Below are 17,641 nucleotides of genomic sequence, written 5' to 3'. Positions count from 1 at the left end.
CGTTCTGTTCGGCAGAACCGGACAGCTGGGCCGTAGAATCGCACCCATGCTCAACTCGGGTCGGCTGCGGCTGCTCAGCCTGCTGGAAACCCTGGGCACCGTCCGTGCGGTGGCCGAGACGCTGCACCTGAGCGCGTCGACGGTGTCCCAGCAACTGGCGGTCCTGGAGACCGAGACCCGGTGCAAGCTGATCGAGCGGACCGGGCGGAAGGTGCGGCTGACCCCGGCCGGACTGCTGCTGGCCCGCCGGGGCCGGGAGATCCTGGACCAGATGGCGGAGGCCGAGGCCGAGCTGCACGCCCTCAACGACGAGCCCATCGGCACCGTACGGCTCGGGGCGTTCCAGAGCGCGATCTACACCCTCGCGGTCCCGGCGGCGACCCGCCTGGCCACCACCCATCCGCGGCTGCACCTCGAACTGATCGAGCTGGATCCGCACGAGGGCGGACCGGCCCTCCGCTCGGGCGAGGCGGACGTCATCGTCACCACCACCGACTACGTCGGCCTCTCGTGGGGCGCGGACCTCGAGATCATCCCGCTGGGAACCGACCCGATCGTGCTGGTGCTGCCGCGCGACCACCCGCTCACCAGCCGTACGACGGTGAACCTCGCGGCGTGCGCGGAGGAGACCTGGGCGTGTGACCGACCCCAGTCGTACATGGCGGATCTGACCGTACGGCTGTGCCGCGAGTCGGGGTTCGAACCCAGGGTGGCCTGCCGGTTCAGCAACTATCTGATGCTGCTGCAACACGTCGAGTCGGGCCGGTCGATCACCCTGCTGCCCGCCCTCGCCATCACCCCGGACCACGCCGTCGCCACCCGCGAGCTCAGCACACCGGTGCACCGCAACATCACCATCGCGGTGCGGCGCGGCACGACGCAGCGCGCCGCGGTGAACGCGGTCGTGGCGGCCCTGCGCGACCACCCCGAGATCCCGGCCCTGTCCGCCCCGAACCAGCGGAACCAGCACCCCGCCCGGGACCGCTGACGGCCGGGCGCTCGGGGACGGAGCGACTGCCCGGTTCGACCGGTTATCGATGCCGCTCGGACGGGCTCGGTTCGGTGGGAGTGGCGGCCATGTCGAGCAGGAGGACGGCGTCGTGGTCGGGGGTGCCGGGTTCGGCGGTGTAGACGCCCAGACGGTGGCCGGGGGTGCCTTCGAGGGCCATGCCCTGGAAGCTGAGGGTGATCCTGCCGGTCTGCGGATGCTGGAAGGTCTTGGTGGCCATCGTACGGCCGGTGACTTCGTAGCGTTCCCACAGTCCGGCGAAGTCGGGGCTCTTGAGCAGCAGCTCGCCGACGAGGGTGGTGAGGTCGGGGGCGTCGGGGTCGGTTCCGGCCAGGGCGCGCAGCCGGGCGACGCAGCCGCGGATCTGGTTGTCCCAGTCGGGGAAGAGATCGCGCGCGGCGGGGTGGAGAAAGAGGTAGCGGGCGAGGTTGCGCTGCTTGGCCGGCCAGTCGGCGATGCCCGCGTAGAGGGCGAGGCCGCCGGGGTTGTGGGCCAGGATGTCCATACCGCGGCTGACGACATAGGCGGGGTTCGGCCGCACGGTCTCCAGCAGCAGTTTCAGATGCGGGCGCACGGTGCGGCTGGGGGCGGGAGCGGGCTGCGGCGCGTAGCGGGCGGCGCGGACGGCCAGCTCGCGCAGATGCTGGTGCTCGGCGTCGTCGAGACGAAGGGCGCGGGCGAGGGAGTCGACCACGGCGGGGCTGGGACGGGTCTCCTTACCGCGCTCCAGGCGGGTGTAGTAGTCGATGCTGACACCGGCGAGGGTGGCCAGCTCCTCGCGGCGCAACCCGGGGGTGCGCCGGACACCGGGCCCGGGGGTGAGACCCACGGTCCGCGGGCTGGTCTGGGTGCGGCGGGCGCGCAGGAAGCGCCCCAGTTCCTCGCCGCCGCTGTGCTGCTCGGGTGCCATGACGCCAGTGTCGCCCCGCCGCCACCGTGACACGCCCGCGGAGGGAGGCCCTGTCACACCCCCGCTGGCCGCTCCCCCGCACAGCGCGGCCTGCCTGACGCGGCCGCGGGGCGGCAGGCTGGAAAGACACGTGGCCGCGACCGGTCCGGACCCGCACGGCCACGCCGTCACCCGCCCCGAAGAGCAACCCGCCCCGAAGGGCAACCCACCACGAGGGCGAACCACCACAAGGGCGAACCACCACAAGGAGCGATCGAACGTGAAGTACATCAACCTGGGCGACCTGGAGGTCTCCCGGATCGGACTCGGCGCGATGGGCATGTCCCACGGGCTGACCGGCGCCGGTACCGACGACGCGGAGTCCATCCGCACCGTCCACCGGGCGCTGGACCTGGGCGTCACCCTCATCGACACCGCCGAGATCTACGGCCCCTACACCAACGAGAACCTCCTCGGCCAGGCCCTGAAGGGCCGCCGCGACCAGGTGGTGCTGGCGACCAAGTTCGGTCTGATCGACCACGGCGGGGCGGGGGTGTGGAACCTGAACTCCGCCCCGGCCAACATCCGCGCGGCCGTGGAAGGGTCGCTGCAGCGGCTGGGCACCGATCACATCGACCTGTACTACCAGCACCGTGTCGACCCGGACACGCCCATCGAGGAGACCGCCGGAGCCGTCGCGGAGCTGATCGCCGAGGGCAAGGTCCGGCACTTCGGCCTGTCCGAGGCCGGGCCGGACACGATCCGCCGCGCCCACACCGTCCACCCCGTCACCGCGGTGCAGTCCGAGTACTCGCTGTGGACGCGGGGGCTCGAGGAGCGGGTCCTGCCCGTGCTGCGCGAGCTGGGCATCGGCCTGGTCCCCTTCTCCCCGCTCGGACATGGCTTCCTGACCGGCGCGGTCCGGGACGAGGCCGCGTTCGAGGAGGGTGACTTCCGGCGTGGCAACCCGCGCTTCACCGGGGAGAACTTCCGGCGCAACATGGCCATCGCCGACGAGGTCCAGGCCATCGCCGCCGACGCGGGGGCCACCCCCGCCCAGATCGCGCTGGCCTGGCTGCTCGCCCAGGGCGACGACATCGCCCCCATCCCCGGCACCAAGCGCGTGGCGCGGGTGGAGGAGAACACGGCCGCCGATGGCATCCGGCTCACCTCCGCACAGCTGGAGCGGCTCGCCGGTCTGCCGCCGGCCGTCGGCGACACCCACACCGAGGCGGGCATGCGCCTGCTGGAACGCTGACGCCGCGCCGCGCGGCTGTCCCGCACGGACAGCTGCCCACCGGCGCGCAGCCGCCACCGCAGACACGAGAGGAACAGCGCGCAATGGAGTTCAAGGAACAGCGGGCCACCGGCAAGGGCCCGGCGGAGTGGTTCAACGGAGACGTGTGGTTCGACGTCATCCAGGCGGGCACCGAGCCTTCCCGGATCCGCGCCAACATGGTGCGCTTCGCACCGGGCGCCCGCACCGCCTGGCACCACCACGCCGTCGGCCAGACCCTCCACGTCGTTGCCGGGATCGCGCTGATCGGCACTCGCGACGGCACCGTCTTCGAGGCCCACCCCGGCAAGACAGTGGCCTGCCCGCCCGGCGAGGAGCACTGGCACGGCGCCACCGAGGACCGTTTCATGCAGCACCTGGCGCTCTGGGACGGCACCGCTCCCGACGACGACCGGCCGGAGACCATCTGGCTGGAGCACGTCACCGACGAGCAGTACGGCGCTGAGCGCACCCGCGGCCACTGACCGGTGCCACCCCTGAACCGCGACAGCCGCTCGCGGGGCGGAACCGCCTCAGATGAGCCGCGCGTACTCGCGGAACTCCCAGTCGGTGACGTACCGCTGGAACCTGGTCAGTTCGTCCCGCTTGAAGGTGAGGAAGGCGTCGACGAAGGGCTTGCCGAGCGCATCGGTGAGCTGGTCGTCGCCTTCCAGTGCGTCGAGGGCCCGACCGAGGCCGGTCGGCAGCAGGGTGGCGGTGCCCCTGTCTCGGCCCTCGCCGGTCATCGGCGCCGGGGGCTCCTCGGCGGCGGCGATGCCCAGGTGGGCCGCGGCGAGCAGACCGGCGATGGCGAGATAGGGGTTGGCGGTGGCGTCGCCGAGGCGGGCCTCCAGGCGGGCGGCGACACCGCGCTCGGGCGGGACGCGCACCAGGGCGTTGCGGTTGTCCAGGCCCCAGTTGACCAGCCACGGGGCCGTGGTGTCCGGGCCGAAGCGCTTGTACGAGTTGACGGTGGGGTTGAGCAGCGCGGAGAGCGCGGGGGCGTGGGCGAGCACTCCCGCCAGGGCGTGGCGCGCCGAGGCGGAGAGCCCGTACGGCTCCCGGGGCGCGTCGAAGACGTTGCGCCCGTCCGCGTCCACGAGGGACAGATGGACATGGAACCCCGAGCCGCCTCCGTCGTTGAACGGCTTGGCCATGAACGTGGCCAACCTGCCCTCCGCATGGGCGAGTTCCTTGACCGCGGCCTTGAAGCGAAAGGCCCGGTCGGCCGCGTCCAGCGCCTCGGAGTGGTTGAGGTTGATCTCGAACTGGCCGCTGTCGAACTCCCGGTTGCCGCCACTGACGTCGAGCCCGAGCGCGTGCAACGCCCGGAGGGTGCGCGGGAGGTGCCCGTCCGGGTCGCCCTCGCGGCCGGTCGTGTAGACGTGGCCGGGGGCGGGGGCGTAGCGCCGCCAGCCGACGGGCGAGTCCGGATCCGGGTCGAGCAGGACGTACTCCAGCTCCGGACCCACGACCGCGGTCAGATCCGCGTCGAGCAGCCGGCCGATGACCTGGCGCAACAGGTCCCGTGGCGATTCGGGCACGGGCAGTCCGGTGGCCGGGTCCCGGACGTCGCCGATGCACCAGGCCACGCCCGGTTCCCATGGCAGGGGGACGAGCGTGGTCAGGTCGGGGCGGACGAGGAAGTCCGGCATACCGGCCTCGAGGCCGCCGGGGATGTACGAGTGATCGCCCAGCGCCGCGGTGTGGTACACGGCCCGGCTGAAGGCGAGCCCGTGGCCGACCGCGTGGGGCAGGTGGTGCAGCAGGATGTCCCGGCCGCGGTCGGAGCCCATCATGTCGGGATAGGCGACGCGTATGACGTCGATGCCCTCGGCCGCGAGCGCCTCGGTCCTCCGGTGGACCCGGTCGGCTGCCTCGGCGCTCAATGGTCGCTCCCTGGAAGTGGGCCGGACGGTGTGCTCCGTTCTGGCCCCGTGCTCTGTCCTGGCCGCCCGAGGGCGCCGGAATTATTTGATGCCAAACGAGAGAGGCCACACGATACGAGGCGGCCGGGCCGTCCACAAGGGTTGCCGCGGTACGGCCGGACGCGGCCGCCCGCGGGCCGGGACGTGGCCGCCACCCGGCCCCGGGCACCGCCGCCACCCAGCCCCGGGCACCACCGTCGCCCGGCACCCGGCGCGCCCGGGGCTACATTTGAGCGCGAACGAATCACCCGGCGGCCCAGGCCGCCCGAAGCCGAGGAGGATCCACCGTGCCCGGGCGCCGCCGATCCATCGCCGAGACCGAACAGGCAGTCCAGGAACGACTGGGCGGCTTCGAGTTGCAGCGTGAACAGATGGCGGCCATCGCCAATATCCACCGCGCCGCCGCGGCCGTCCGCCAGCACCTGGAGAACTCCGCGCTGCGCCCGCACGATCTGACCTGGACCGGCTTCGTGGTGCTGTGGGTGCTGTGGATCTGGGGCGAGGCCGAGACCTGGTCGGTCGCGGAGGAGGCGGGCATCTCCAAGGGGACGCTGACCGGGATCGCGCGCACCCTCGAATCGCGTCACCTCGTGGCCCGCGCACCCCATCCGGAGGACGGACGGCGCGTGCTGCTCTCGCTCACGCCCGAGGGCGAGGAGCTCATGGAGCGGCTCTTCCCCGCGTTCAACGCCGAAGAGGCGTTCGTCGCCACCCCGTTGAGCGCCGAGGAGTGCCTGCGGCTCGCCAATGGGCTGCGCGCCATCGTGGCGCAGCTGGAGGAGCACGGCGAGGAGCGCCGACGGCAGCTGCTCGACGGAAGGGATCTCGCCCCGCGACGTTCGGGCCGCCGCTCGCGCCAGTGACCGCGCCCGGACACCTCCCCGGAGCAGCGCCCCCAGGGCCCCGGCCGCCGGGGCGACCTTGACCCGGCCCCGTAGCACCCTTAGCTTGTTTGGGGCCAAACAAAATGGAGGACCGGGACATGCCCCAAGGGCCGGACACAGCTGTGAGCGAGGCGCGGATCGCCGGGGTCGCCGTCGACACCCGGCACTGGATCGGCGGCCGGCGCGTGGCGTCCACCGACACCTTCCCCGATGTCTCGCCGATCGACGGCAGCACCCTCGCCCGGATCGCCCGCGGCGGCGCCGACGAGGCCGAGGCCGCCGTGGCCGCCGCCAAGGCCGCCTTCCCCGGCTGGGCCGCCACTCCCCCGGCCGAGCGCGCCCGCGTCCTCCACGCCATCGCCGACGGCGTCGAGGAGCGCCTCGAGGAGCTGGCGATCGTCGAGACCACCGACAACGGCGCGCTTCTGCGCTCGCACCGCCGGGGTGTCATACCGCGCGCCGCCCGCAACTTCCGCTTCTTCGCGGACTGGCTGCTGTCCCTGGGCCACGAGGACCTCACGACGCACACCGGCGGCCCCACCGACCCCGGCCACACCAACCACGTCAGCTGGGACCCCGCGGGCCCCTGTGTGCTGATCACGCCGTGGAACGCCCCGCTGATGCTGGCCACCTGGAAGGTCGCCCCGGCCCTGGCCGCCGGGAACACGGTGGTCCTCAAGCCCGCGGAGTGGTCCCCGCTGACCGCCTCGCTGCTGGCGGACATCGCCGCCGAGGCGGGGCTGCCGCCGGGTGTCCTCAACGTGGTCCAGGGCTACGGCTCCGAGGTCGGCGACGATCTCACCTCCCACCCGGACGTCCGCCGGATCAGCTTCACCGGCTCGGTGCCGACCGCCCGGCGCATCGCCGCCTCGGCCGCTCGGAACCTGACCCCGCTGAGCCTGGAACTCGGCGGCAAGTCACCGCTGTTGGTCTTCGCCGACGCGGATCTGGAGCTGGCCGTCGAGCTGGCCGTGGAGCAGTTCGACAACGCCGGACAGGTGTGTCTGGCCGCCACCCGCCTCCTCGTCGAGGAGTCGATCGCGGACGAGTTCACCGACCACTTCATGCGCAGAGCCTCCCGGCTGACGCAGGGCGATCCGCGCGAGGAGGCCACCGACATCGGGCCCACCATCCACCCCCGCCAGCTCGAGCGGGTCGACGGTTTCGTACGGCGGGCGATCACGGCCGGTGCCCGCGTGATCTTCGGCGGCGGCTCCCACAGCCGGCTCGGGGGCCTGTACTACCGGCCCACCCTCCTCACCGACGTCGCCCAGGACTCGGAGATCGTGCAGGAGGAGGTCTTCGGCCCGGTGCTGACGCTGCAGACCTTCGCGGACGAGGCGCAGGCGATCCATCTCGCGAACGACACCCGCTACGGGCTGGCCGCCACCGTGGCCACCGGCGACCACCGGCGCGCCGAACGCGTCACCGCCCGGCTGGTGGCGGGCACGGTCTGGGTCAACTGCTTCTTCGTACGCGATCTGCGGGCGCCCTTCGGCGGCTCCCGGCTCTCCGGCGTCGGCCGTGAGGGCGGCACCTGGAGCTTCGACTTCTACTGCGATCTGAAGAACCGCGTGACCGCCCCGAAGGGATTCAGCGACCATGGGTGAGATCGTCGGGGCGGGGCTGCTCGCCCATGTCCCCACCATCGTGCTCCCCGGGGAAACCCGGCGCGAGCTCAACGAGGGCAAGGAGATCACCCTGGTCACCGGCCTCCGGCAGCTCCGCGAGGACGTCTTCGGGCGCGATGGCTACGACACCGTCGTCGTCCTGGACTCCCACTGGGCCACCACGGTCGAGTTCGTCGTGACGGCCCACTCGCGGCGGGCGGGGCTGTTCACCTCCGACGAGCTGCCGCGGGGCATGTGCCGGATGCCGTACGACTTCCCCGGCGACCCCGAACTCGCCCACGCCGTCGCCCGGTTCGCCGAGGCACACGGCACCTTCATCACTCCGATCGACGACCCCTTCCTGCCGATCCACTACGCCACCGTCAACCTCTGGAAGTTCCTGGGCGAGGGGCTGCCCGGCAAGCGGTGGATGACGATCGGGGTGTGCCAGACCGGCGATATGGAGGACCACTTCCGGCTGGGCCGGGCGCTCGCCGACGGCATCGCCGCCACGCCCGGCCGCCGCGTGCTCCTGATCGCCTCCGGTGCCCTCTCGCACACCTTCTGGCCACTGCGCGAGATCCGGGACCACGAGGCCAGCGACCCGCGCCATGTCTTCACCCCGCAGGCGAGGGCGGCCGACGAGGAGCGCATCGGCTGGCTCAAGGAGGGCCGCCACGACAAGGTCGTCGACACCATGGACGAATTCTGGACCCACCAGCCCGAGGCGAAGTTCTTCCACTATCTGATGATGGCCGGCGCCCTCGGCGAGCGGGGGTGCGTGGCCCCGGCCCGCCAGTACGGTGCGTACGAGAACTCCGTCGGCACCGGCCAGGCCCACCTCTGGTTCGACCGCCCGGCCGACGGCTGGACCGGCACCGGCCCGGCCACGTCCGCCACCTCCGCCACCACTCCGCCCAGCCCCGTCTGAGGAGAGCCGATATGCCCGAGTACCGACGCGTCCTCCTCGACGGCGCCGTCGTGGAGACCCTCCGTGAGGGCGATGAACTCGTCACCGGCGACGGCCGCCGCGTCGCGATCCACGAGGCACACCACCTGCCTCCCGTGGTCCCCTCCAAGGTGATCGCCGTCCACCTCAACCACCGCAGCCGCGTCGCCGAGTTCCAGGTCCGACTCCCCACCGCCCCCACCTACTTCCACAAACCGACCTCGGCCCTCAACTCCCACCGGGGCGCCGTCGTCCGCCCCGAGGGCTGCAAGTGGCTCAACTACGAGGGCGAGGTGGCGATCGTCATCGGGAAGACCACACGGAACATCGCGCCCCACCGGGCGGCGGAGCACATCGCCGGTTACACCATCGCCAACGACTACGGGCTGCACGACTTCCGGGACACCGACGCCGGTTCGATGCTCCGTGTGAAGGGGTCCGACACCCTGTGCCCGCTGGGGCCGGGGCTGGTCACCGACTGGGACTTCCGCGGCAAGTATCTGCGCACCTATGTCAACGGCCGGCTGGCGCAGGACGGGTCCACCGACGAGATGGAGTGGGACATGCACTATCTCGTCGCCGACATCGCCCGCACCATCACCCTCCACCCCGGTGATGTGCTGCTCTCCGGGACCCCCGCCAACTCCCGCCCCGTACGGCCCGGCGACGTCGTCGAGGTGGAGGTGGCGGGCCTGGGGCGGCTCACCAACCACATCGTCACCGGACCGACCCCGATCCGCGGCGATGTCGGAGCGCAGCCCACCGAGTCGGAGGAAGTCCTGTCCACCGCCCTGGGCGGAGACTGGGAGTTCCGCGGCATCCGCCCGCCCAAGCGGCCCTGACCGCACCAGCAGCCCTGACCGCACCAGCAGCCCTGAACAAGACCTCCGGCCCGACCAAGGAGTGGACCACATGGATCTGAATGCCTGGCTCGCCACGGCCGTGGCGTCGAACGCCGACTGGGTGAAGAGCTTCGGCCCCTACCAGGGCCATCCGGCGCTGGCGGTCGACGACGCCCGGTTCGCCGCCGCGTTCGAGGCCTTCACCGAGCGGCTCAAGGACAACTACCCCTTCTTCCACCCCCGTTACGCGGGCCAGATGCTCAAGCCGCCGCATCCGGCGGCCGTCGTGGGCTACCTCACGGCGATGCTGATCAATCCCAACAACCACGCTCTGGACGGCGGTCCGGCCACCGCCGAGATGGAGCGGGAGGCCGTCCAGCAGCTCGCCACGATGTTCGGCTACGACACCCACCTCGGCCACCTGACCACCAGCGGCACCATCGCCAACCTCGAGGCGCTCTTCGTGGCACGCGAACTGCACCCCGGCAAGGGCGTCGCCTACAGCACCGAGGCCCACTACACCCACGGCCGGATGTGCGGCGTCCTGGGGGTGGAGGGCCATCCGGTCCCGGTGGACGACCTCGGCCGGATCGATCTCGACGCGCTGGAGCGGGTCCTGCGGACCGGCCGCGTCGGCACCGTCGTGCTCACCGCGGGCACCACCGGGCTCGGAGCCGTCGAGCCGGTCCATGAGGCGCTGGCGCTGCGCGAGCGCTACGGCGTCCGCGTCCACGTCGACGCCGCCTACGGTGGCTTCTTCACCCTGCTGGCCGGGGCGCCGGGCCCGGAGGGCCTGCCCGAGGAGCCGTGGCGGGCCATCGCCGAGGCCGACTCCATCGTCGTGGACCCGCACAAGCACGGCCTCCAGCCGTACGGCTGCGGCGCCGTCCTGTTCCGCGATCCCTCGGTGGGCCGGTTCTATCTGCATGACTCGCCGTACACCTACTTCACCTCCGAGGAGCTGCACCTCGGGGAGATCAGCCTGGAGTGTTCCCGCGCGGGCGCGGCGGCCGCCGCGCTGTGGCTCACGTTCCAGCTGATACCGCCCACGCGGGAGGGGTTGGGGCAGTCGCTCGCGGCGGGCCGGCGGGCGGCGCTGCGCTGGGCCGAACTGATCGAGGGTTCGCAGCACCTGGAGCTGTACCAGGCCCCGGAGCTGGACATCGTCAGCTACTTCCCGGTGACCGAGGCCGCCACGCTGTCGCAGATCGACGCGGCCAGCAACCGCGTCCTCCGGGAGGGGATGACGGACAGCGACCCCGTTTTCGTGAGCACGCTCCGCGTCGGCGCCGATCGCCTCACGGCCCTCCATCCGAAGCTCGTCCGGGACGCCGACGGGGCCCGCGTCCTGCGGAGTGTGCTGATGAAGCCGGAGTCCGAGGGCTATGTCGACCAGCTCCACGAGCGTCTGGAGCGGCTCGCGCGTGCGTGACGGCCGCCCCTGAGCCCCTCATCCCATCCGCGTCAGGAGCGTGACGGCATGACCAGCGTCCGAGGCTATTTCCCGCCCAAGACCGCCACCGGCGCCGCGTCCCTCATCCCCGCCCCGCCGTGGCACTACTCCGGCGATCTGCTCACCATCGAGTACCGCACCGACCCCGCGCGGGTGCGCGAACTCCTGCCCGAGCCGCTGGAGCCCGCCGAGGAGGACCCGGGGGCGGTCGCGCTGATCTGGGCCGACTGGCAGTCCTGCGCGGCGGGTGGACGGGAGCTGCTGGATCCGGTGCTCTCCCAGTACAAGGAGACCTTCGCGGTCGTCCGCTGTGCGTACCGGGGCCGCACGTACTCCCGCTGTGTCTACATCTGGGTCGACAAGGACTTCGCGATCGCCCGTGGCCTCCACCAGGGCTATCCGAAGAAGCTCGGCTCCATCCACCAGACCCGCCCCCACCCGTACGGGCCCGCCCCGCGCGTCGAGGCCGGCGCCCGGTTCGGCGCGACCCTCGCCGCGGCCGACCGGCGCCTCGCCCAGGCCGTGGTGACCCTGCGCGAGCCCTCCGGGACCGGTGGCTTCGTCAACGGCCACCCGATGGCCCACCACCGCTGGCTGCCGTCGATCGAGAACGGTAAGGGCCTCGCCCTCGACGAGCTGATCGAGTCCGGCGCCGCCTCCTTCGAGGGCGGTCAGCCGTGGGTCGGCGACGCCGAACTGCAGCTGTTCGACTCCCCCACCGAGGAGCTGGCCCGGCTGGAGGTCCGCGAGCCGATCGCCGCGTACTACCGCCAGGTCGGCGTGGTCTGGGACGGCGGCCGGCTGCTGGAGTCCGGCACCTCCGGGGCCCGGTAGCGGCACACGGAAGGCCGGATCTCCCACATCAGCCTTGGGGGAACCCCCGGGGCCCGCGCCCCCGTCTGCGACGATCTCCGCGTGGACTACCCGAACGACCAGGCCCCCGGCGCCCCCGTCCGCTCCGGCATCCCGGAGCACGGCCGGGTGCCCAAGTACTACGCCGTGAAGGCGCAACCGAACGCCGACGCGGCCACCGTCCTGGTGGCCATCGGCACCACCTATGTGAACTGGGAGAACGCCCATGGCGACGCGGCGGGCCGGGCGGCGGGGGACCTCAATCCGGCGCTGGGCTTCCGCCCGAACGGTTCCCTGACCCCGATCCGCGGCGGGCTGGAGCTGGCCGTCGCCGAGGCCGCCGTGGCCCGCGCGGACGCCGCCGCGCGTGGCCACAAGCTGCTGACCCCGGACGAGGCACGGGCTCTCAACCCCGCCCTGCGCGGGGAGTTCGACGCCGCTCTGTACTGCGAGCGGGACGCGGCCGTCGAGCCGCGCACCGCCCAGGTCGCCCTGCGCGCCGAGCTGCGGAAGTCCCCCCGGTACACCTTTCTGCCCGGCCGCGAGGTCCGGGAGGTGATCGGCGAGCGGGCCGTCCGCGACGACCACGGCGAGGTGCACACCGGTGACGCCGTCGTGCTGTGCACCGGCGCCTGGCTGGGCGGTCTGGTGCGCGAGCTGGCCGGTCCTGACCTGCCCGTACGGCGCGTCCGGCTCCAGATGATGCAGACCGACCCGCTCGTCGAGCCGCTGACCACCTCGGTCGCCGACTCCGACAGCTTCCGCTACTACCCGGCGTACGCCTCCCCCGCCCTGGACGAGCTGAACGGGCGGCAGCCGCAGGCCGCTACGGCGGCGGAGCACCGCATGCAGCTGCTGATGGTGCAGCGCGCCGATGGCGGGCTGACCATCGGCGACACCCACGAGTACGAGCACCCCTTCGCCTTCGACACCCTCGAGGACCCCTACGACCACCTCACCGGTGTCGTGGAGTCCCTCCTCGGCCGCCCGCTGCCGAAGGTCCGGCGCCGCTGGGCCGGGGTGTACGCGCAGTGCGCCGACACCCGCCGGGTCGTGCACCGCCAGCGAGTGCGCGACGGGGTCTGGCTGGTCACCGGGCCCGGCGGGCGCGGTATGACCTGCTCGCCCGCGATAGCCGAAACCACCGCGAACGAATTGGGCTGGTGACACACATGACCGCCCCCACCCCCGGCATCCGCCTCGTGGCCCTCGACATGGCCGGTACCACCGTCGCCGACGGCGGCCTGGTCGAGCGCGCCTTCGACGCCGCCGCCGGTGAGCTGGGTGTCGAGCCCGGCACCCCCGACCACGCCGAGAAGCTGGCCTATGTGCGCGCCACCATGGGCGAGTCCAAGATCTCCGTCTTCCGCCATCTGTTCGGCGCCGAGGATCTGGCCCGGCGCGCCAACGCCGCCTTCGAGCGGACGTACGGCGAACTCGTCGACGGCGGTCTGATCGCCCCCGTGCCCGGCGCCCGCGAGGCCGTCGGGGAACTCGCCGCCGACGGCCGCACCGTCGTGCTCACCACCGGCTTCGCCCGTGTCACCCAGGACGCCATCCTGGACGCGCTCGGCTGGCGCGGTCTGGTGCCGCTCACCCTGTGCCCCGCCGACGCGGGCGGGCGGGGGCGGCCGTACCCGGACATGGTGCTGGAGGCGTTCCTGCGGACCAAGGCCGCCGAGGAGATGGCCCAGGTCGCCGTCGTCGGCGACACCTCCTACGACATGCTCAGCGGCGTACGGGCCGGGGCGGGGCTGGTCGCCGGGGTGCGCACCGGGGCCCACGGCGACGAGGCGTTCCGGGCGGCCGGGGCGACCCATGTGCTGGACTCGGTGGCCGACCTGCCCGCCCTGCTGCGCGGAGTCGGCTGATGGGCGTCCGCTTCGACGCCTGGAAGTCGGCCACCGGCAGCCGAGCCCACGCTCAAGCGGGACGGACCACATAGGTGGCGCCCGCGTTCGCGGTGAAGGCCGTGACCCCCGGCTCCGGCCGGGTGGTGGCGACTGGTGCGTCCCCGGAGGTCACCCGCACGGCCTTCGCCGTACGCAGCCGGGTCGGCCCACCGGCCCGGGCCGCCAGCCGCGCCTCGCTCAGCGCTCCGCCCCGCCAGCTGACGTCCACCTCGAATCCGCCCCGCGCCAGCAGGCCCCGCACGCTGCCGTCCGGCAGATTCGGCGGGAGGGCCGGCAGCAGGTGCAGTTCGTCGTGCTGGCTCTGCAGCAGCCATTCGGTCACTCCGGCGCAGGCGCCGAAGTTGCCGTCGATCTGGAACGGCGGATGCAGGTCGAAGAGGTTGGGGGCGGTGCGCTCGGGGGTGAGCAGATCGGTGAGCAGCTTGTAGGAGCGCTCCCCCTCCTGGAGCCGCGCCCAAAAGTTGATCTTCCAGGCGAGCGACCATCCGGTCCCCGCGTCACCGCGCTGTACGAGGGTGGTGCGCGCCGCGGTGAAGAGGTCCGGGGTGCGCGTCCGGCTGATCTGGTTGCTCGGATGCAGCCCGTACAGATGGGAGACATGGCGGTGCTGCTGCTCGGGGGCGCCCGCGTCCCAGTCCTGCTGCCACTCCTGGAGCTGGCCCCGCGCGCCGACCTTCATGGGGGCGAGCCGTCCGCGCGCGGCGAGCACCTGGTCCCGGAAGGCGGCGTCGACACCGAGGAGGTCGGCGGCCGAGGCCACGGCGCCGAACAGGTCGCGCAGCAGTTGCATGTCCATCGTCGGCCCGGCACACAGCGAACCGCCGCCCCCGCCGTGGTGGGCGTTCTCGGGGGAGACGGAGGGGCAGGTGACCAGCGCGCCCGTGGTCGGGTCGGTCACCAGCGCGTCGAGGAAGAACTGGGCGGCGCCCTTGAGGACGGGGTAGCGCGCCCGCAGTTTCGCCGTGTCGCGGGTGTACCGGTAGTGCTCCCAGATGGCCATGGACAGCCATGCGCCGCCCATCGGCCACATGCCCCAGAAGGCTCCGTCGACGGGCGCCGTGCCGCGCCAGGCGTCGGTGTTGTGGTGGGTGACCCAGCCGTCCGCGCCGTACTGGGTGCGCGCCGTGGACCGCCCGGCGACGGCCAGCTCGTCGAGCAGGGCGAAGACCGGCTCCCAGCACTCCAGGAGGTTGGCGGGGGCGGCCGGCCAGTAGTTCATCTCCGTATAGATGTTGATGGTGTACTTCGAGCCCCAGGGCGGGCTCGTCAGATCGTTCCAGATGCCCTGGAGATTGGCCGGCTGGGTGCCGGGGCGGGACGCGGCGATGAGCAGATAGCGGCCGTACTGGAAGTGCAGCTCGACCAGTTGCGGATCGCCGCCGGAGGCGAAGCGGGCGACGCGCTCGTCGGTGGGCAGGGCCGCGGCGTCGCTGGTGCCCACGTCCAGCGCGGTACGGCGGAACAGCGCGCGGTGGTCCTCGACATGGCGGCCGCGCAGCTGGCCGTACGGGCGGTTCGCCGCCGGGTTGAGGTCCCCCGCCGCCCGGCCCGCCGCGTCGCCATGGGCGTTCTCCCAGTTCACATAGGTGGTGCCGATGGCCACCAGGACGGTGGCGGCGTCGGCGCCCCGGACGGTGACGGTCCCGCCCGCGCTGGTGGTGGTGCCGCCCTCGGCGAGCACCCGCACAAGCGCGCGGAATCCCACCGCGCCGTCCACCCCGCCCGTGGCGTCTCCGGTCCCGTCGAGCGCGGCGGTGAGCGGGTCGGGCGAGGACAGGGAGGTGTGCAGCGGGCTGTCGAACGTGGCGTCGAAGGACAGGGCGCCCTTCTTCGAGGCGGACAGCCGGACGACGATGACACGGTCGGGAGCGCTGGCGAACGCCTCGCGGGTGTACGTCACACCGTCGCGGGTGCAGGTGGTGGTGGCGATCGCCGAGTCCAGGTCCAGCTCCCGCCGGTAGCCGGACACCGTGCCGCCCGTCGGCAGCCTCAGGAGCAGGTTGCCGACGGTCTGGTACTGGGCCTGGCCACCGGGCACGCCGAGGAAGTCGGAGTTGATCAGCGTCTCGGCCTCGGGCCACTTGCCGTCGAAGACGAGCTGCCGAATGCGGGGCAGGGCGGCCAGCCCCTTGTGGTTGTCGTATTCGTGCGGCCCGCCCGCCCAGAGGGTGTCCGCGTTGAGCTGCAGCCGCTCGGTCTCGGTGCCCCCGAACACCATCGCGCCGAGCCGCCCGTTGCCCAGCGGCAGGGCGCTCAGCCAGTCGGCGGCGGGCGCGCGGTACCACAGTGCCAGCGGCCGGTCCGCCGCCTGATGGCCGCCGTGCCGCGCGGCGTGGGCGGACCCGGCGGGCAGGCCGGTGGCCGCGAGGCCCGTGGTGGTCGTGGCGGCGAGGGCCATGAACCGCCGGCGCGGGACGTCAGGGGTCACTTGGCCACGCCCATGGCGTAGGTGATGCCGCCGAGGAGGTGCTGCCGGAAGGCGGGCTCGGCGTAGGACTCCTTGGTGTGGCCCAGGCCGGTGTAGAAGGCCCGGCCGCCCTTGTACGCCTGGTACCAGCTGATGGGATGATCGCCGTTCATGGCGCCGCCGCTGTACGAGGACTCGTCCAGCGAGGCCAGCACGTGCACAGTGGGCGTACCACGGGGATTGGTGCGGTAGTTGTACCACTCGTCGGTGCGGACCCAGGTGTTTCCGAGGTGGGCCGTCGCCGGGTGGGCGTGGTCCTCGACCTTCACCGTGGCCTGCTGGATCGCCGGGTGGGACTGGAACCAGGCACCGCACAGGCCGCCGTAGAACGGCCAGTCGTACTCGGTGTCGGCGGCGGCGTGCACCCCCGCGTAGCCGCCGCCCGCCGCGATGTAACCCTCGAAGGCCGTCTGCCGGCCCGTGTCGAGGACGTCGCCGGTCGTGGACAGGAAGACCACGGCGGCGTAGCGGGCGAGGTTGCCGGGGGTGAAGGCGGCGGCGTCCTCGGTGGCGTCGACGGCGAACCCGGCCTGGGTGCCCAGTTGCCGGATGGCGGCGATGCCGTCGGGGATGGAGTCGTGACGGAAGCCCGCCGTCTTGGAGAACACCAGCACCCGGCCCGCCTTCGGCCGTCTGCGGACGGGCGCGGCCCACGCGGGCGCGTTCGCCGCGGTGATCAGGACGGCGCCGGTCGCGGCCTTCATCACGGAGCGGCGCCGGGCGGGGCCGGGGGCGGGCAGGTCGAGGCCGGGGGTGGGCAGGTCGGGACGTTTCCTGTGCACGGGGAACCTCCGGGGAGAAGTGTGATTCTCAAAGGGGGTTGGGCACAGCGCGCGCCGTCGCGCCTGGGGCTCCGCACGGATGCGAGCCTCCGTGAGGGGATGGGCCGCGTCCGCTGAGCGTAAGGGGACCGTACCGAGTCGGCCCCACTTTGCAAAGCCCGTTGACAAAATCCTGTGCCCGGTCATCCGTTCACCGCCTCGTGGGTGCGGGACGGCCCGCCAGCCGCGTGGTGAACGTGGCGTGGAAGATGGTCGACGCGGCGCCGACGGCGGCGGCCTCGCGGCTGAGCACGGACCGTTCGACATCGACGCGGCGCAGTCGTCTGGCGGTCGGGAAGTCGTTGACGACACGGGAGATCTCGTCCGTGTAGAGGTCGGCGACCCCCGTCGGTGAAGAACGCCCCGCCGAGCACGATCAGATCGATGTCCAGCAGGTCCACCAGGGACAGCGCTCCCCTGCCGATGGCCCCGGCGACGTGGCGCATGGCCTTCTCGGCCACCGGGTCACCGGCCCCCGCCGCCGCGCTCACCACCCGGTGCGCCTCGCGCGGATCGTGAGCGGCGCGCGGGCCGAGGGCCAAGCCGAGCCGGGCGGCCGTGCCGGGGACGGACACCGGCGGATTGCATTCGGGCAGGATCTCCGGTCTGCCGTCCGCGCCCACCCGTTCCAGGGCGACGGCGCACAGCTGGCCGAACTCCCCGGCGTTGGCGCTGACCCCGCGGTGGATATCGCCGTTGAGGAACAGCCCGGCGCCGACCCCGGTGCCCAGGTACAAGTACACGAAGT

At 72.6% G+C, this 17,641-nt stretch carries 15 protein-coding genes and 1 pseudogene; 11 read left to right on the top strand and 5 right to left on the bottom strand.

What is annotated here, in order from left to right:
* Positions 1-46: 46 nt before the first annotated feature.
* Positions 47-988 (top strand): LysR substrate-binding domain-containing protein, encoded by a 942-nt coding sequence (locus ACFXB5_RS14300; RefSeq protein ID WP_385206859.1) that lies wholly within the window; start codon positions 47-49, stop codon positions 986-988.
* A gap of 43 nt (positions 989-1,031) precedes the next feature.
* Here ACFXB5_RS14300 and ACFXB5_RS14295 read toward each other — a convergent pair whose 3' ends face one another.
* Positions 1,032-1,919: a helix-turn-helix transcriptional regulator gene (locus tag ACFXB5_RS14295; RefSeq protein ID WP_385206857.1), complete on the bottom strand. Its 888-nt coding sequence runs from the start codon at positions 1,917-1,919 to the stop codon at positions 1,032-1,034.
* Positions 1,920-2,178: 259 nt separating this feature from the next.
* Between ACFXB5_RS14295 and ACFXB5_RS14290 the strand changes: the two genes are divergently transcribed.
* Positions 2,179-3,156 (top strand): aldo/keto reductase, encoded by a 978-nt coding sequence (locus ACFXB5_RS14290; RefSeq protein WP_385206854.1) that lies wholly within the window; start codon positions 2,179-2,181, stop codon positions 3,154-3,156.
* An 83-nt stretch (positions 3,157-3,239) separates the two neighbouring features.
* Complete coding sequence (locus ACFXB5_RS14285; RefSeq protein WP_385206851.1) at positions 3,240-3,659, top strand: cupin domain-containing protein; 420 nt, start codon at positions 3,240-3,242, stop codon at positions 3,657-3,659.
* 48 nt (positions 3,660-3,707) lie between these two features.
* On the opposite strand, the gene ACFXB5_RS14280 is transcribed toward ACFXB5_RS14285, so the two are convergent.
* Positions 3,708-5,063: a glutamine synthetase family protein gene (locus tag ACFXB5_RS14280; RefSeq protein ID WP_385206849.1), complete on the bottom strand. Its 1,356-nt coding sequence runs from the start codon at positions 5,061-5,063 to the stop codon at positions 3,708-3,710.
* Positions 5,064-5,389: 326 nt separating this feature from the next.
* Between ACFXB5_RS14280 and ACFXB5_RS14275 the strand changes: the two genes are divergently transcribed.
* The 8 genes from ACFXB5_RS14275 (at position 5,390) to ACFXB5_RS14240 (ending at position 13,563) form a co-directional block, all read left to right on the top strand.
* Positions 5,390-5,965 carry a MarR family winged helix-turn-helix transcriptional regulator gene (locus ACFXB5_RS14275; protein ID WP_201850642.1) on the top strand — a complete coding sequence of 192 codons (576 nt, stop codon included), beginning with the start codon at positions 5,390-5,392 and terminating at the stop codon, positions 5,963-5,965.
* 119 nt (positions 5,966-6,084) lie between these two features.
* Positions 6,085-7,596 (top strand): aldehyde dehydrogenase, encoded by a 1,512-nt coding sequence (locus tag ACFXB5_RS14270; protein ID WP_385206846.1) that lies wholly within the window; start codon positions 6,085-6,087, stop codon positions 7,594-7,596.
* Positions 7,589-8,527, top strand: coding sequence for a 3,4-dihydroxyphenylacetate 2,3-dioxygenase (locus ACFXB5_RS14265; protein ID WP_385206843.1), 939 nt, complete (start codon positions 7,589-7,591; stop codon positions 8,525-8,527). The genes ACFXB5_RS14270 and ACFXB5_RS14265 overlap by 8 nt, the downstream gene beginning before the upstream one ends.
* Positions 8,528-8,538: 11 nt before the next feature.
* On the top strand, positions 8,539-9,387 hold the full coding sequence (locus tag ACFXB5_RS14260; RefSeq protein ID WP_385206840.1) for a fumarylacetoacetate hydrolase family protein: 849 nt from the start codon (positions 8,539-8,541) through the stop codon (positions 9,385-9,387).
* A 70-nt stretch (positions 9,388-9,457) separates the two neighbouring features.
* Positions 9,458-10,819 carry a pyridoxal phosphate-dependent decarboxylase family protein gene (locus tag ACFXB5_RS14255; protein WP_385206837.1) on the top strand — a complete coding sequence of 454 codons (1,362 nt, stop codon included), beginning with the start codon at positions 9,458-9,460 and terminating at the stop codon, positions 10,817-10,819.
* Between the two features lie 48 nt (positions 10,820-10,867).
* Positions 10,868-11,674: an acetoacetate decarboxylase family protein gene (locus ACFXB5_RS14250; RefSeq protein WP_385206835.1), complete on the top strand. Its 807-nt coding sequence runs from the start codon at positions 10,868-10,870 to the stop codon at positions 11,672-11,674.
* A gap of 81 nt (positions 11,675-11,755) precedes the next feature.
* Positions 11,756-12,859, top strand: coding sequence for an FAD-dependent oxidoreductase (locus tag ACFXB5_RS14245; protein ID WP_385206832.1), 1,104 nt, complete (start codon positions 11,756-11,758; stop codon positions 12,857-12,859).
* A 5-nt stretch (positions 12,860-12,864) separates the two neighbouring features.
* Positions 12,865-13,563 carry an HAD family hydrolase gene (locus tag ACFXB5_RS14240; RefSeq protein ID WP_385206830.1) on the top strand — a complete coding sequence of 233 codons (699 nt, stop codon included), beginning with the start codon at positions 12,865-12,867 and terminating at the stop codon, positions 13,561-13,563.
* A gap of 52 nt (positions 13,564-13,615) precedes the next feature.
* Here the strand turns inward: ACFXB5_RS14240 and ACFXB5_RS14235 are convergent, their stop codons facing one another.
* From ACFXB5_RS14235 to ACFXB5_RS14225, 3 genes and pseudogenes are all read right to left on the bottom strand, one after another.
* Complete coding sequence (locus tag ACFXB5_RS14235) at positions 13,616-16,003, bottom strand: glycoside hydrolase N-terminal domain-containing protein (protein ID WP_385206936.1); 2,388 nt, start codon at positions 16,001-16,003, stop codon at positions 13,616-13,618.
* 29 nt (positions 16,004-16,032) lie between these two features.
* Positions 16,033-16,776, bottom strand: a pseudogene (locus ACFXB5_RS14230) (ThuA domain-containing protein); the annotation flags it as partial.
* A gap of 260 nt (positions 16,777-17,036) precedes the next feature.
* Positions 17,037-17,636 carry an ROK family protein gene (locus tag ACFXB5_RS14225; protein ID WP_385206933.1) on the bottom strand — a complete coding sequence of 200 codons (600 nt, stop codon included), beginning with the start codon at positions 17,634-17,636 and terminating at the stop codon, positions 17,037-17,039.
* Between the last annotated feature and the right edge of the window lie 5 nt (positions 17,637-17,641).

This window comes from Streptomyces sp. NPDC059455 (genome assembly GCF_042750115.1).
Classification (GTDB): domain Bacteria; phylum Actinomycetota; class Actinomycetes; order Streptomycetales; family Streptomycetaceae; genus Streptomyces; species Streptomyces endocoffeicus.
This window is presented reverse-complemented; position numbering and strand designations above follow the sequence as displayed.